Source organism: Ruegeria sp. YTSC003 (genome assembly GCF_059609785.1).
Genome location: NZ_JBXWMK010000016.1, coordinates 1 through 15,014 on the forward strand (window position 1 = coordinate 1; position 15,014 = coordinate 15,014).

General features: G+C 54.1%; 16 protein-coding genes and 2 pseudogenes. 5 read left to right on the plus strand and 13 right to left on the minus strand.

Annotated elements, in window-relative coordinates:
- Positions 1–247 precede the first annotated feature (247 nt).
- Positions 248–409: a hypothetical protein gene (locus AC2FFH_RS20990; RefSeq protein WP_496845252.1), complete on the minus strand. Its 162-nt coding sequence runs from the start codon at positions 407–409 to the stop codon at positions 248–250.
- Between the two features lie 24 nt (positions 410–433).
- Positions 434–1,138 (minus strand): helix-turn-helix transcriptional regulator, encoded by a 705-nt coding sequence (locus tag AC2FFH_RS20995; protein ID WP_496845253.1) that lies wholly within the window; start codon positions 1,136–1,138, stop codon positions 434–436.
- Between the two features lie 107 nt (positions 1,139–1,245).
- Between AC2FFH_RS20995 and AC2FFH_RS21000 the strand changes: the two genes are divergently transcribed.
- The 3 genes from AC2FFH_RS21000 to AC2FFH_RS21010 are packed head-to-tail and all read left to right on the plus strand — an operon-like array spanning position 1,246 to position 2,604.
- On the plus strand, positions 1,246–1,683 hold the full coding sequence (locus AC2FFH_RS21000; protein ID WP_496770492.1) for a VOC family protein: 438 nt from the start codon (positions 1,246–1,248) through the stop codon (positions 1,681–1,683).
- 40 nt (positions 1,684–1,723) lie between these two features.
- On the plus strand, positions 1,724–2,080 hold the full coding sequence (locus AC2FFH_RS21005) for a VOC family protein (protein WP_496727550.1): 357 nt from the start codon (positions 1,724–1,726) through the stop codon (positions 2,078–2,080).
- 29 nt (positions 2,081–2,109) lie between these two features.
- Entirely contained in the window at positions 2,110–2,604 is a 495-nt protein-coding gene (locus AC2FFH_RS21010; protein ID WP_496770489.1) for an NAD(P)-dependent oxidoreductase, read from the plus strand.
- Positions 2,605–2,783: 179 nt separating this feature from the next.
- Here the strand turns inward: AC2FFH_RS21010 and AC2FFH_RS21015 are convergent.
- The 5 genes and pseudogenes from AC2FFH_RS21015 to AC2FFH_RS21035 form a co-directional block, all read right to left on the minus strand.
- Positions 2,784–3,107 (minus strand): annotated as a pseudogene (locus tag AC2FFH_RS21015) (DDE-type integrase/transposase/recombinase); the annotation flags it as partial.
- 203 nt (positions 3,108–3,310) lie between these two features.
- Positions 3,311–3,583 carry a hypothetical protein gene (locus tag AC2FFH_RS21020; RefSeq protein ID WP_496845254.1) on the minus strand — a complete coding sequence of 91 codons (273 nt, stop codon included), beginning with the start codon at positions 3,581–3,583 and terminating at the stop codon, positions 3,311–3,313.
- A gap of 356 nt (positions 3,584–3,939) precedes the next feature.
- Positions 3,940–4,305 (minus strand): MafI family immunity protein, encoded by a 366-nt coding sequence (locus tag AC2FFH_RS21025; protein ID WP_496770485.1) that lies wholly within the window; start codon positions 4,303–4,305, stop codon positions 3,940–3,942.
- Positions 4,306–4,323: 18 nt separating this feature from the next.
- The gene (locus AC2FFH_RS21030) at positions 4,324–4,596 is read right to left on the minus strand and encodes a hypothetical protein (RefSeq protein ID WP_496770483.1); all 273 of its coding nucleotides are present in this window, start codon (positions 4,594–4,596) and stop codon (positions 4,324–4,326) included.
- Position 4,597: 1 nt separating this feature from the next.
- Complete coding sequence (locus AC2FFH_RS21035) at positions 4,598–5,440, minus strand: hypothetical protein (protein ID WP_496845255.1); 843 nt, start codon at positions 5,438–5,440, stop codon at positions 4,598–4,600.
- A gap of 523 nt (positions 5,441–5,963) precedes the next feature.
- Here AC2FFH_RS21035 and AC2FFH_RS21040 point away from each other — a divergent pair.
- Positions 5,964–6,167 (plus strand): annotated as a pseudogene (locus AC2FFH_RS21040) (transposase); the annotation flags it as partial.
- Between the two features lie 462 nt (positions 6,168–6,629).
- Here AC2FFH_RS21040 and AC2FFH_RS21045 read toward each other — a convergent pair.
- The 6 genes from AC2FFH_RS21045 to AC2FFH_RS21070 are packed head-to-tail and all read right to left on the minus strand — an operon-like array spanning position 6,630 to position 14,101.
- The gene (locus AC2FFH_RS21045; RefSeq protein WP_496845256.1) at positions 6,630–8,285 is read right to left on the minus strand and encodes a sulfatase-like hydrolase/transferase; all 1,656 of its coding nucleotides are present in this window, start codon (positions 8,283–8,285) and stop codon (positions 6,630–6,632) included.
- Positions 8,282–9,517 (minus strand): Tm-1-like ATP-binding domain-containing protein, encoded by a 1,236-nt coding sequence (locus tag AC2FFH_RS21050; protein WP_496741488.1) that lies wholly within the window; start codon positions 9,515–9,517, stop codon positions 8,282–8,284. Before AC2FFH_RS21050 ends, AC2FFH_RS21045 begins: the two co-directional genes overlap by 4 nt.
- 28 nt (positions 9,518–9,545) lie before the next feature.
- Positions 9,546–11,030: an aldehyde dehydrogenase gene (locus AC2FFH_RS21055; RefSeq protein ID WP_496845257.1), complete on the minus strand. Its 1,485-nt coding sequence runs from the start codon at positions 11,028–11,030 to the stop codon at positions 9,546–9,548.
- Between the two features lie 7 nt (positions 11,031–11,037).
- Positions 11,038–12,570: a tripartite tricarboxylate transporter permease gene (locus tag AC2FFH_RS21060; RefSeq protein WP_496845258.1), complete on the minus strand. Its 1,533-nt coding sequence runs from the start codon at positions 12,568–12,570 to the stop codon at positions 11,038–11,040.
- A gap of 9 nt (positions 12,571–12,579) precedes the next feature.
- Positions 12,580–13,116, minus strand: a complete 537-nt coding sequence (locus tag AC2FFH_RS21065; RefSeq protein WP_496741491.1) for a tripartite tricarboxylate transporter TctB family protein — start codon at positions 13,114–13,116, stop codon at positions 12,580–12,582.
- A 55-nt stretch (positions 13,117–13,171) separates the two neighbouring features.
- Positions 13,172–14,101: a tripartite tricarboxylate transporter substrate binding protein gene (locus AC2FFH_RS21070; protein WP_496845259.1), complete on the minus strand. Its 930-nt coding sequence runs from the start codon at positions 14,099–14,101 to the stop codon at positions 13,172–13,174.
- A gap of 108 nt (positions 14,102–14,209) precedes the next feature.
- Between AC2FFH_RS21070 and AC2FFH_RS21075 the strand changes: the two genes are divergently transcribed.
- Positions 14,210–14,989 carry an IclR family transcriptional regulator gene (locus tag AC2FFH_RS21075; protein ID WP_496845260.1) on the plus strand — a complete coding sequence of 260 codons (780 nt, stop codon included), beginning with the start codon at positions 14,210–14,212 and terminating at the stop codon, positions 14,987–14,989.
- Positions 14,990–15,014 lie beyond the last annotated feature (25 nt).

Genomic DNA, 15,014 nt, shown 5'->3' on the forward strand with positions numbered 1-15,014 from the left:
GGTGTGATAATAGCCCTGTCTCTTCGGGTTAAACTACCCAGCCGTCCGTCAATGAATACAAAGGCTCTGTTGATTGGCGTGGTATTTGCTGCAGTCGCAGTCGAGGTCACACGGTACTAACTAGAGGACACCGAATGTATTTTTGGGCTTGTCTTTAGGTAGAGGCGTTCGATGTTTCTCAGTCTTTTTGTAATGTAGCCACCAAGACTTGGTCTGGCCCAACATTCTCTTCAATGGCCGCTGTAATCTAGTTGGTCAGCGCATCCAGTGCCTCAGCGGTAACGGCTTTGGCTCGAAACTGCCCTCGGAGCGAGCACAGCATTGCCCCTAACGCTTTTTTGTTGATCCAACTGACGGCCAAATCCTGTCGTTGCTTAAGCAGCGCTCCGCTGCGCTGCTGCTTCCCCAATGCGGTCCTTCGGCAACCCTTGTCTTATGCCCCCTCTTCATAGCGCTTACGTTCTGCATCCGTCGCATTACGCCACTCTGCGCGAAGTAGGTCCATTCGCCGAGGAATACTGTTTTCGAGGACCTCCGCCTCAATGATCCGTTCTGTCCGAAAGTAACGAAAGCCTTCTCGCATCTCACACCATGCAGCGATGATGCGACTGGTGTCCCGATAACCCAGCAGTATGGGCCAGATCACACGACGAGTTTGTTGGCCTGAGTGGTCCGAATATTTCAGAGCTATTTTTTGGCGGCGCCGAATGGCCAGACGAATGGCCGCGGCGCCGAGTACTTCAACCGGCTGCGCGACGGGCGCAACGCTTACGGCCGGCTGAAGAAACGACGTCCGGTACTTGTCAGGTGCGACAGCTTCCAGCTTGGTGATTAGCTTCTCAGCCGCCAGCGCAAGCTCGGGTTCGCCTCGGGTCTGGACCCACAGCATGCCAAGCGTAACGGCCTCGATTTCGTCCGGGGTCAGCATCAGCGGTGGCATATGAAAGCCCGGCTCCAACACATAGCCGACCCCGGCCTCGCCATTGATTGGTACGCCCTGTCCGATCAGCGCTGCAACATCGCGATACACCGTGCGCTTGGTCACGCCCAGTTCCTCACCAATAGACTGGGCAGAGATCGGGCTTTTGGCACGTCTCAGGATCTCGATGACTTCAAATAGCCTGTCGCCGCGCCTCATGTGATCTCCTTTCGATGAAACAGAGCATACTGACAATATGCTGACAACACGCTGTCAGCATAGGCGCGGTAGATGCAGGAAAAACATTATAAAATGGAGATCAGAAGATGGGACATTTCATTGCTCTAACCCTCGCCGCTGTTATGCCAACAGCACTCGTTGCGGAGTCGGCGGAGCAGCGGGGAACTGCGCCGATCATGGCCATGGGCGTCTATGTGCCGACCGACAACATGGAGGAATCGGAGGCCTTCTACCGCGCCCTGTTCGACAGTGAACCGACAATCGGGCTACCCGAATTCGTGGCGTTCGATGTGGCTGGTGGCTGGTTCGCAATCGTGTCACGGGACAAGTACGCACCGGGGTCCGAGGCAGGTTCGGGCGCGGTTCCCTACCTGCAATCCGCCGATCTGGAGGTCTTGCACGCCCGCGCCACCTCTGCCGGTGTGACCGCGCCGGAGATCATCGAAGAGCCGGGCATCCACTTGCTTAAGATCACCGACCCCAACGGTCAGCTGATCGAGTTTTTCAGACTGACCGGTCAGTGACGCTCACAAGACTCAGCGCAATCTCAAAGGACATCCCATCATGCAAATGAACTACTTCGTCGTCGGTACCAACGACATGGCCGCCGCAACGCACTTCTATGACCAGCTTTTTGGTCAATTAGGCCTAAAGCGCGTCTCGCCCACCGACAGAATGACTTACTGGCTCGGACCTAATTTTGCCTTTGCAGCTGCCATCCCGTTCGACGAAAAACCCGCCACGAATGGCAACGGAACCATGGTCGGCTTCAGCGTCGGGTCGGCTGAAGAGGTCGTAAGGCTGCACGCATTGGCCATCGAGCTTGGTGGCACGAGCGAAGGCGAACCGAACCAACGTGGACCGCGCTTCTCGGCCTACGTCAGGGATCTTGACAGCAACAAGATTTGCCTCTCCGCCTAATGCAGGTCGCAAACGCACTTTCCGATTGAATGGAGAAGACTTTGAAACTCGTTCTTTTGGGCGCGAATGGGCGGACAGGTAAGCTTGTGCTCGTAGCTGTGCACGCACGGGACATGGAGGTCACAGCGGTCGTTCGTTCTGCAGTCAAAACGCCCGATCTACGACACCCAAGATTGCACGTGGTGGTCGGTGATCACTCTGATCCTGAGTTTCTCGCATCAGTGTTTCGCGACCACGGCGCCGTTGTTTCGGCCTTGGGCGGTGAGCTGCCAACAAAAGCCGCCACTTCTGTGTATTTCCGATCTTTTTACGCCATCGTCAAAGCGGCGTCGGCGACCAGACTCAAGCGGGTCTTGGTGACTTCAACGGCTTTGCTATTTCCAGACCAAACGCTGCTCGGAAAGCTCCTTCGTTTCGTTGTGCCGAACGTTGTACGCAGCGCCGATCGCATGGAGGATATCTTGAAGAACTCTGGCCTAAACTGGACCTCGGCCCGCGCGGGATTTCTCAAAAACCCGGTGTGACGGCATACCGTGCCCAAAGAGATGCTTTTCCCGAAAACAGAACAGCAGTTTCCCTGTTGGCACTTGCACAATTCCTGATTGATGCCATCTCGGACCCTGAGACCCAAGGGGCGGCATACGGCGTGGGTTCCGTCGCAAACTTTTCAGATGGCAGAGCATTAGTGGAATTGGTGAGCGGTTTACCCTGCCAGTTGGGCGAACTGCTGAAACGGACGGAGGCCGGGTGTGAATTGGCCTTTGCGGATCATGTTGACCAGTTCTATGCCTGCCAGGACAGATGCGGCTGAAGCGAAAGATTTGAATCCCAGCATGGGTCTGATCCTTCGTTTGATGAAACGGTGATCTTGCTCAATGATGTTAATGAGGTATTTCTGCCTGACCATTTCGATCGGGATCGGGCAACCATAGCTTTTGAGCATCTTGTTGATCGCCTTGATGCCAGCTGTATTGGCTCCACTTTTGTCGATGACGATCTTGCGCGGTAGACCGTTCACCTCACCCGCACCATCTGCGGTTGCTGCCAGGAGATTGTCACCGACGCGCAGGCAAGTTTTGCCACCGAATTTGATAAGTGTACCTGCACCTGCGGTGCCAACTTCAAAGATGACGCTGCCAATGGTGCGTGGAACAAAGAAGTCCTTGATAAAGAAAAAGGAACGGATTCTACAGCCTAACGGCCCGGATCCAGGGACTGGGTCAAGGGCCGTTAGCTTGTTGCAGGTTTTAAGAACATTTTTATTGCGAACTCACGTGCTTCCTCATCTGTTTCTGCCTCATAAACCTCACCAACATCAGGGTGGTTCAATATTTCCCTCCAAGAGAAGCTGGGGGCTTCAAAGGAACTAATGATTTCGAGTCTCAAAGCTGAGTGACGCTCTGTCTCACGCTTAACAAGACCTTTCAGCTCGTTCTCTGTTAAGCCGATAGAAGCTACATCAAGTAGGTGTGTCAGATTAGGAAACTTTTGCGAGTAATTCATCATGGTAGCGATGGGAACATTGTTATTGTTTCCCACTCCCCTGTTGTTGGATTTCGTTCCACTGCGACTTGGACGTGCGTTAGTCCATCAACCCTTTCCGGTGGCCCATTTCGCCCGACATTGTTTGGGTTAGCTGATCCAATGCGTCGATACCCTCTGCCAACGTCCTCGCCAACGTCAAATGTAAACCTATGAGTATTAGCGGTCGGGTTTGCGGCTATTGCGTCTTGAAGTGGTTGCCCTCTCATAACGGTATCCGCACGCAACATTGCATCTTCCGAGTGGAACGCGGACGAAAGCGGTGATCAACACTGCAACGACCAAGCCGATGATATGACGCAACTGGCCGAACATACTCAATTTTTTTGGGGGGCAAGAAAATTCCATCTTTGTGGATCGATCTTCATGCTTTCACCAATCTCGCAGATTGTTTGAAATTCCTGCTCGTCTGGCAAAACGTCGAATTCAAACAGCTGCTCACACAGGTTTTCGAATGCTACGCCCCATTCGCCGTGTTCAGCAGTCGATTGATAGTCGTCCAGCCATTCATCGTCTAGCCGACCTATAAACTGCTGAATGAGGGATACAGTTGCTCTTTGAATTGCGTTTTCCATGTCAATACTTCGGATATGCTCTGATGGTACCATCGGCATAGCCGCCGCACTCAAAATCGAGAGCAGCATCGTAGTAATCAAGCCAATAATTTGGCGAAGAATACTCAAGCCTCAGGTTTACACCCTTTAATTGTCTCTACGCATGGCTTTCCATTCGGCAATCAGTTCGAGCACACGCTCGTCCATATCTGCTGTGGTTAGGCCGTGAGTAGTAGTTGCACCTGGCCGAATCCATCGGGATACAAAAGTCCCTGCATGCCTGTAAATGCCTGGAAATTCTTCCATCATAAACCCAGCAAGTTGGCCTCCTGATAAACTAGGGTCAATTTCCAGTACTTCTAACAAAAGCTCCGACGGTTTAGCGCCATCGTCAACTCTACTTGCCCAGTTCCGTTTCATACTACGGCCTCACGAACTCAAAATCGATAACGTTACTACCAGGCCTGGTCGTCTCAACAACTTCCGAATAGCCATGGCTGGCTGCGATGCGTCCAGTCCATGTATTCCTCGCTGCGTCAGTTCGAGTCATACCTGAATTCACATTATTGATGAACTGCGAATAGTTATCGCTGCCCGTACCTGGAATCCACACACCTTGCACTCTATCAACCTTTACCCCATCACGTTGTAGGCGAAGCATTGCACTATTGAACATGTCTGTCCCTGACCCGAGCGCCGCCGCATCACCACCCGCTGCGACATTGAATTCCAAGGAGCCATTTTTAAGCGTAATCTCGATTCCATGACCAGCATCAGGGTCTCGGTAGAGGTATTGAGCATCAACATCAGATCGATTGATACGATTTAGGTCATCAGAAATATCGACACGCGGTGGCAACGGTCCCTTATTTGTGGCAATTGTGGAGTGGAAAAACGCTGATACTTCCTCTGCAACACTCCAGCGGTGCAGCGCGCCTTTACTGCTCACGTTCGTTAGATGAGCACCTGCGATCGAAACATCCAACGCCACAGCGTGATAGTTTACTGAGTTCAGTGCGCCGGTAGGCGCTACATTAGGCCCGGCGAGCCGGGTCAAATGGCCGAGGTTGATCGATTGATTGGCCGTACCAAAAGCATGGCCGAACCAACCTACTGCTGCAGGATCAAAAATGGCGGGAGAGCTCGCGCTCACGTGATTTAGCTCTTGGGGAGGTGCTCTGGCCGCAAATGCAAGATCACCTGGTCGACTATCGTCGTAGCTGACAGCGACCGGATAGTAGATTTCAGACCAGCCGTCAGGCATAGCCCAAGCCGAACTTGCTCCAAAGACTGTAAACAGCAAAATCAGGAAAGCTTGAACTAGGCGAAAGAGCACATTCACTCCACCTCTAGCCATACAAGACCCTCGTATTCAGTCGCGCCTAAGCCCGCTGCCTCCATCAGATTATTGAGATAACAGTAATGACCTTGCTTCGGAACTTCCGACCAAGGGCTTGGCATAATGTCTTCCTCTGACAACCAAGTCTCTTCAGATTCTTCGCATACATAGACGATCTGCCCAGTAGATTTTATTCGAACTGGCACAACCCAACCTTGATCACAGTTTGGACACCAATGTTTCTTTAGGGCCATGGATAAGCTGTCCTGATTTCGCTGCCGTTTCTGGTCATAGTAACAATCCGAATATTGGTTTCGCCAGCCGTTCCTATCGTCCGACCCATTGGGACCACATATGCTAATGGATCATTTGGATCAGGTGCTCCGCGTTTTTTCCAAGCTTCATCGACCAAAGCTAGCGCATCATCACCCTGAGCATTAAACACACTATGCTTTCTCTTGCTGGGGTTACCGCCTCCGCCGTTGTGGCGAACATCGGTGATGCTAAGCAATTCAGGACCGGCCGCGACCTTGCAGCCTGGCTGGGGCTGACGCCGCTCAACAAATCCAGCGGCGGAAAGGAAAAGTTAGGCAAGATCACTAAGAAAGGCGACCGATACATCCGAAAACTCCTGATCACCGGCATGACGTCACGGGCGCTGATGGGCAGGAAGCATCCGGAGCGCCAGGATAATCTGGGTGATGCTGACAAAACAACAGGAATACCGGCAGCCGACCGCCTGACAAGGCCGACCTGCCCAGAGATGCAAGACGTTTGAAGAGATGATGCGGACTTAAGTCAACCAAAAGCCAGGACGCTCCGACCAACGTCGCGGCCCCAATCGAGGTCGATTAGCCGATAGGAACCTTGCTTGCGGAACTCATCATGGCCGGCGGCCAAATACACTGGCTGCGTGAACTGGCCGAACACACGACTGTACTGACGGACCGCCGCCATCAACACAGAAAACACTTGCAATGCAGGTGCCACCCACACACGACCTTGAGCACGGTCTTCAAATGCTGCGGTCGCAGCCCGCTTTCCGGACTTTAGCTGCAACCGCAAAATCGCAATCCATTTGGAGGCCGGAACAGCGGACAAAACCCAGTAAGTTTCACCGACGCCTGATCGTTTTCTCTATTGCGTCGTAGGGCAATTCACGCTCATCATAAACACCAATAAAAATACCGACGTCGGCCGCACTCCCGTCTCGCTTCTTTAGCAACGTGTCATTTGAAACCGTTGTACGTTGCGATGGACGGCGCGCCCATTCTGACAAGCGCTTCATGAACATGTTGATAACCTCGGCATGGCCCAAGTCGGCACCGAGATCATTCAACTCTTTAGGGTCGTTTTTCAGGTCGAACAATAGCGGGCGAAACCCACCATCGGCAAAGATGAATTTCCAATCCTTGTCCGCCAGCATGAACAGGCGTGCCTGTTTGGGGTCAAGGCCCAAAGCCGCGGCTTCGGGCGTGGCGGAGTAATCATATTCGCTAACCACATATTCGCGCCATGCCGCGGGGGTTCGGCCATACAGGAACGGCAGTAGCGAGCGGCCTTCGATAACGTGATCCGGGACATCGCCACCTGCCAGATCAACAAATGTTGCTGCCAGATCAATACTTTCGACTAGCGCGCTACAAACAGTGCCACGTGTTGCGTCTGATTCTGGTGACGGATCATAGATGATCAAAGGAACGCGCACCGACGGATCATGGAAGAGATCCTTTTCACCCATCCAATGATCACCGAGGTAGTCCCCATGGTCGGAAGTCACGACAATCATCGTATCATCCATATGACCATTTTCTTCTAGCCAATTGAACAGGCGGCCCATCTGATCATCAGCCTGTTTGATCAGCCCCATATAGGCGGGTATCACCTTTTCACGCACGCCCGGTTTGCTAAAGGTTTGGCCGATTTCGTTCTTCATGAATTTTTCATAGACAGCGTGTGGATTCTGCAGTTCGCTATCCGAACGGACCACCGGCAAAACATCTTTTGCCCCGTACATGTCATGATACGGCGTTGGAACAATGTAAGGCCAGTGCGGCTTGATATAGGACAGGTGGCACATCCATGGCCCAGCGGAATTTGCATCCTGCGTTTTTATAAATTCAATCGCCTGTCCCGTCAGCCATGGCGTTTCGCTATCTTCTTCCTTAATGTTTGCAGGCTTATCAGCATGCCGCATAAACCAACCCGAAGCGACACCACCGTCTTCATCAACCCCGGCATTGGCATTGTGCTGCCAGGGGTTTTCAGCCTCATACCCCTGCCCTTTCAGATACTCGTTATAGGGTGAACGTCTTTTGTCATAAAAGCCTTGCGGCCCCTCACCCCATAAGCCGTCATCACGTAGGAAAACATCAAAACCACATTCCGCGACACGCGCTCCGATCACTCCGTCGCGCGAAATGCCCAGACGGTCCATCCCTGCCTGATCCACGCTCATATGCGTCTTTCCGATCAACCAACTATCCATCCCACGTTCGCGCAGATGATCGCCCAGAGTGACCTCTCCGACCTTGAGCGGGAAATTATTCCAGGCGGCGCCGTGGCTGTGCACGTAACGCCCTGTGTAAAAGCTCATCCTTGAGGCACCGCAGATGGGCGATTGAACATAGCAATGGGAGAACCGCACTCCCTTGCCCGCAAGCGCATCCAAATGAGGCGTGTTCAAACTTGGATGCCCAGTGCAACTCAGGTAGTCGAACCGAAGCTGATCGAACATGATAAACAGGATGTTCTTGGCTTTTTTGGTCATGTCGTCTTAACCACCCCTTCATTCATCCATTTATCGAACTGTTTGAGTACAGCATCGCAGAATGCGTCGTCATTGATATGGGCGTCAATTTCCGTAGTTGGTGCAACTGCAGGCATCACGCTGCGGGCCTCGTCAACCATTTCGGCAAGCGCTTCCGGGTCATGCGCTTCCTGGCCTTCGCGATCCCATTCCTCAACACCGCCGGTGGGCAGGAAAAAATGGGTTGGGCCGGTGGCTTGTTTCAGACGACCGGCCATTTCTCGAATAGCGGCCCGTCGCTCTTTTGCATTGAACACCGCACTTTTGATCAGGCGATTATGTTCGTGGAACGGACGGTCGGCATATTGGTCGGGAATGTCCTGCCAACCCGCAAAATCCAAGAGATCCAGCGCGCCTGGGGCCACCATTTGCGGCACGCTTGCGCGCCCGGCATTTGTCAGCCGGTCCTGCCCCGAGGACACCAACGAACCTGCAAGCATGTTGGCAAATTCCTGCATGCAGAAATCCATTACGCAGCAGAAAGCTCCCTCACCCGCAAGTTTCTCAAATGCCATACCGCCCATACCCGTTGAATGGAACACGGCCACTTCGTATCCCCGTTCTTCCAACGCGGGTTTCAGGGTTTTCATATAACGCAGGCAGGATGAGCCCAACGAGGTCATTCCGATCATCGGGCGATCTCGCCGGGGGCGCTGGACGGCGCGGGCTGCGCCTAAAACAGCACCTGCGGCCTGGCTTAGCGATGAGCGGCAAACCGAGTTCATACCATAAAGCCCGCCCGCCCACAGGATCATCTGTATATCCGGCGCCAAACGGTGTGGCGGAATCAGCGGTGAAAAACTGACGGTGGAGACAATGTATTTCGGCACACCCATTGGCAAAGCTTGCGCGCAATCCAGCGCCAGATCGGTGCCCATCGTGCCACCAGTTGCGAGCATCCCATCAAATTTACCCTCGGCGTAGACCTGGGCAACCAGTGCTGCAGCGCCCTGCGACATCACGCGAAAAGCCTTGTTTTCGTCGCCGAGCGCGATCACCTCATCTATGGTCATACCACCGGCCGCGGCCACATCATGTTTGGAAATGTCTGTGGGCGTGGTCGGATCCCCAAGAACCGAGACATCCATGGTCAGCACGTTGCCACCCTGCGCAGTGATGCATTCTTCGATGTAGCGCATCTCGGGGTCTTTGGTGTCATAGGTGCCGATCAGCAAGATAGTCTTTTCGCCCATGGTAATCTTCTCCTCGCAGGCTTTAGTCTTACAACTGAATCCAGGCTGTTTTCAGATCGAAGTACTTTTCCATTGCGTGCAAAGACTTGTCGTGACCGTTGCCCGACTGCTTTACACCACCCAAGGGCACTGTGCCGTCCGAGCCGCCATAAGTATTGACGTGTATGACACCTGAGCGGATGCCCGCCACCATGCGATGTGCACGGCTCAGGTTTGCAGTCCACACGCCCGAGGCCAATCCATAAACGCTGTCATTTGCCAGGCGCAGTGCCTCATCTTCGTCCCTGAACGGTGTCACGGCCAGAACCGGACCAAAGACCTCATTGCGGAACAGATTGTCGGTAGGTTTGACCCAGTTCATTACAGTGGGTGCCATATAATAGCCGCCCGTTTCCGTCAGAATTCGGTCACCGCCGGCACGGCGCTCAGCACCTTCCGCTTCGGCTTGGGCGACGAAATCCAGATTGCTTTCCAATTCCGGCAATGAGTGCACTGCCCCGATCTGTGTGTTCAAGTCCAGTGGATCGCCGACGCGGAAGGCCTGCGCGTGTTTGACAATCTCGGCGACGAAATCTTCGTGAATATCCTCCTGAACCAGCAAGCGCGATCCCGCGACGCAAATCTGACCTGAATTTCGGAAAATACCTGCGGCGGAGACCTTGGCCGCCTGCGCAAGATCGGGGGCGTCGTTGAACACGATGTTGGGGGACTTTCCGCCAAGCTCCAAGTAGCAGCGTTTCAAATTCGAGCGCGCGGAGTACTCCAAAAGCCGCCGCCCTGTCGCGCCCGAGCCGGTAAAAACCATGATGTCTACATCCATCGACAGGGCCAGTGTTTCGCCAACCACGCTGCCTTTGCCTGTGACGACATTTAGGACACCGTTTGGCACACCTGCCTCAAGCGCCAATTCGGTCAATCGCAAAAGCGATAGCGAGGCCGATTCCGCAGGTTTCAACACCACCGAGTTACCCGCCGCCAGCGCCGGCGCGATCTTCCACGCACCGATCATCATCGGCATGTTCCAAGGCACAATCGCCCCTACAACGCCGACAGGCGCGTGATGCACAAGACCCAGCACATTTTCAGCCGTCGGCGCGATCTGACCATAGACCTTGTCAATGGCCTCGCCATAATAGCGGAACGTGCCCGCAGCCGACATCGGCTCGGCCTTCATGGCCATGTTGATCTCAGTGCCGTTGTCCCGCACGCCCAGAACGGCCAGTTCCAAAGCGTGTTTTTCAATCAGATCGGCCAGTTTCAACAACACCTTCTTGCGTACAGAAGGTGCAGCCCGCGACCAGCGTCCGTCTTCAAACGCCGTGCGGGCCGCCGCAATAGCCCGCTCCATATCCGCGGGGGTGCCCTCGGCAATTTGCGTTAGAACCTGACCGTCAATTGGAGAAATGACATCCAGTTGCCCTCCTGCCGCTGCAGCCTCGTGACGCCCATCAATCAGAAGGCTCCGGGCCGGCACGGGCTGACCACGTAGTGCGTCGATGGCAAGTTGATCCATAGGTCGCTTATCCTTGCTGGTTCGGACTATCGGAATCCACGGGTTGCATCGTAGGTTCCGGCCGCAGTTTGTTTTTGAATTCGAAATACAGCGTTCGGCAGTGCAGGATCAGGATCAGAACGATCAGGCCAAACAGAATGGCCGCGATGGGCCGGTCGATGAAGTCGAGCGGCGTCTTGACCCGTGCCATAGCGCTGCGCAGCTTAGTTTCCATGATGCCGCCAAGAACCATGCCCAAAATGATGGGCACAATCGGCAGGTCCAGCCGTTTTAGGATCAGACCAAAGACACCAAATCCAGCCGCGATGGCGCAGTCGGTGATCGAATTGCGCAAGCTGTAGACCCCCACGAATGCCAAAATCAGGATCATGACACCAAGGAACCGGGTCGGGATTTGGATAATCTTCAGCAGAAGGTTCGTCGAAAACAGCAGGAACACAAGAACAATCACGTTAAGCAGGATCAGCGCCATATACAGGGCCAATACGAAATCCATCTGATTTTCGAACAGCTGCGGTCCGGGGATCACGTTGTGGACATAAAACACCGACAGCATCATTGCCGTCAGCGCCTCGCCAGGAATACCCAGAGCCAGCAGAGGAATCATCGCAGCGCCTGGAACGGCGTTGTTCGCTGCCTCGGACGCTACGAGTCCCTCGGGTGAACCATCACCAAACTTTTCTGGGTTCTTTGACGTCTTTTGAGCATAGGTGTAGGACAAAAATTGCGATGTAAACTCGCCCGTGCCCGGCACCATGCCCATGAACACACCGATGCTTGAGGACACGGTGGCGACGCGTTTCACGCCCAGAAGTTCTTTGAGGCCGGCAAAGATATTGCCACTTACATGGGTGTCGCCTGGCGCGTGGTTCTTTTCCAATAGCAGCAGAAATGCCTGGCTAATCGCAAACAGACCCAGCACGACCACAATGAGATCAATGCCGGAAGCCAGCCAACTTTGATCAAAGGTGAACCGGCGGGTGTATTTTACGGGCTCCAGCCCCACAGAATTCAGGAAAATGCCGAAGGCCGCCAACATACCAGCGGCAAAAATCTGCCCCCGGTGAGCCAGCACAACCAGAATGATGCCCAATAGCGCGGCCAGGAAAATCTCGCGGCTGCCAAAATGTGGGGCGACAAGGGCCAGAACCGGTGACAACACCATCAGACAGATGATCGCAAACACGCCCCCGAAGAACGAGGCCGAATACGCCAGAGACAGCGCACGGTGGCCCTGCCCCCGTTTGGTCATGGGATATCCGTCATAAGTGGTCAGCGCGTTTACCGCTGTGCCGGGGGTGTTGATCAGAATCGCGGGAATGGCTCCGCCATACATGGATGAGCCATAGATGCCCAATAATAGGGTTAGTCCTACGATGGGCTCGAACGCAAAGGTGGCAGGCAACAAGATTGCGATGGCCACCGCCGCACCCACCCCGGGCAATGCGCCGATGATGACGCCGCCGATCGAACCAATCAGTAGGGCCACGATAACCTGCCATTGCAGCAGGATTGAAATACCGGAAAGAAGCGTTTCCATAGTGGCCCCTTACAGATAGGTCAGCGCAAAGGCGCGCACGGAATCCGGAAGGTATTCATAGACCGCTCCGGCGGGGATTTTGACCTGAAGAAAGCCACGGAAAACGATGGTGACCACAAAGCCGAACAACGCAGCTATTCCGATAGCATTTGCACCACGAAACCCCACGCGCAGGGTCAGGAAGACTGCGAACAACATGGTTGAGGGCAGATATCCCAGCTGCGGAACCACCAGCACATAGATCAGGAAATAGGCAACATATTCGAACGACCGAAGCCAGAACCCGACCTCGGTCCAGCGGCCGCTGATCCGGTCTGACAAGGCCGAGCTAAGCCAATGCAGAAACCCGAACACCACCATGCACCAGATTGCAATTGTGGGCCAAAGACCCGGCTGCGCGAACCATTTGGTTCGTTTGACGACCTTGGTCTGATCACCCAGCTGGGACAAAAGAAACACTGCGAATGCCAGAAACAGTACGGCGAAAACGACATCGCCGGGTCGGCGATATCTTTTGAACATGTCCTGTAAAGTCTTTGCAATCATCGTTTCCTCCCAACTGAAAGAGGCGTGAGGCAGTGCCCCACGCCCGATCTGGATCTTACTCGCCCAGAATTTCTTCAATCTTGGCGAAAGAGGATTTGTCTTGCTCAATCTGAGCATTGGATGCGTCTGGGCCCTGCCAGTAGATCAATGCACCGGTTTCCTCAGCAAGCTGCTTGGCCTTGTCCGACTGCAACGCCTTTTGTGCTGCTGCGGTGATTTTTTCGCGTGCCTCGGGTGGAGTATCCTTGTGAACGAACAGGCCGTTCCACAATGCCAGCGGCAGATCCGGGTTGAGCTCGACGATCGTCGGCGTATCTGGGATCAGCGAAATCCGCTCGCCACCTATGCTCGCCAGAATGTTCACGTCATCCAGGCAAGGTAGTACAAGTTGCAAAGTGGTGTTGATGACGTCCACGTCACCCGATGCCAGCGTGTTGCAATCCAACGCGTCAAAGGCTGCTTCACTTGCAAAATCAAATCCGCTGCTTACAGCAGCAGCAAAGGTTACCTGCGTGGGCGGCAAGACCGAGCCGAAATGACCAAGCGCCAAATCGTTGTCCTTGCCGTGTTCCGCCAGTTCTTCCCAGTTCGAGAACGGCGCATCCTTGCTGGATGCGATTACGAACGGGTAAGTCAGAAAAATACCGATCGGATCGAACGGGTTCGGGTTCAGTTCAGGGATACCGATTTCCGGTCCAATGACGGGAACGCCAATGACGAAAGAGCCGATGGTGTAACCATCCGCCGGGGCGGTGGCGACTTCAACTGCACCTGGGAACGGACCGCCGCCGCCGCCGGGCTTGTTCACGACCGCGGCCGGGACGTCGTACATGGCTTGAAATTCGTCCGCGATCATTCGCGTTAGCACGTCCTCAAGATCGCCCGGAGGCCATGGAACCACGAAGGTTACCGGTTTCTCTGGATACTCTGCCAGTGCAGCGGTTGCGGACGCTACAAAGACGGCGGTTGCTAGAAATTTCTTCATTGACACCTCCCGTTAGTGGTTCAATAAATGAACCGCGTTAACAATAATAATGTTGCGTTGTTAAGTTAATTCTGTCAAGTATAACCTGACCGGGAGGAGGCAAAACAAATGGGCACCGCACTTAATGCCTTGAAAATGCTAGAGTACTTTTCAAGCTCTCAGCCGGAAATCGGGCTGAGTCACATTGCGCGCCTGGCTGGTTTGAACAAGGCGACCGCCCTCCGCCACTTACGAGCACTGGAAGAGTTCGGCCTGATCGAGCAGAATCCGCAGACGAAATCATATGCCATCGGACCAGCTGCTCTACGGTTGGCCGCCCTGCGCGAAATCGCCAAGCCCGGCCTTGATGGTGCACGCCAGAAAATGCAGGCCGCGATGCATGAGGTTGGCGAAAGCCTGCACCTTACCCTGCTTGAGAAAGACACTCTACAAACCGCGTTGGTGGTTGAAACCACGCAGCACAGCGTTCGCGTAAGTCTCGACCCTAGCGAAATTATTCCGGTCAACGCGACTGCTTCGGGATTATGCATGCTGAGCTTCGGTCCCGCTTTCCTTCTGGAACGCTTGGAATCCGACACACTCACCCGATTTACCGAGGCAACAATGACGGACCCAAAGATTATTCGTGACCGGGTTGCACAAATCGGTCAGGCGGGCTGGGCCAATAGTAATGGCAGCTTTGAAGATGGTGTCTTCGGATATGCGGCGCCTATCTTCGGTATTGATCAGATCGCGATTGGAACCATTGCGATTGCCGTTCCCGAAATTCGTGCAACCCGCGCGCGGCAGCCGCTGATTTTGACCTCACTCCACACGCTTTCGAAAGAACTGACCGCAAACTTTGGCGGCCAGATGCCCGAAACTTTTCCAACCGAATTCCACCCATGATTGACGGGCGGACTTAATCTCCGGA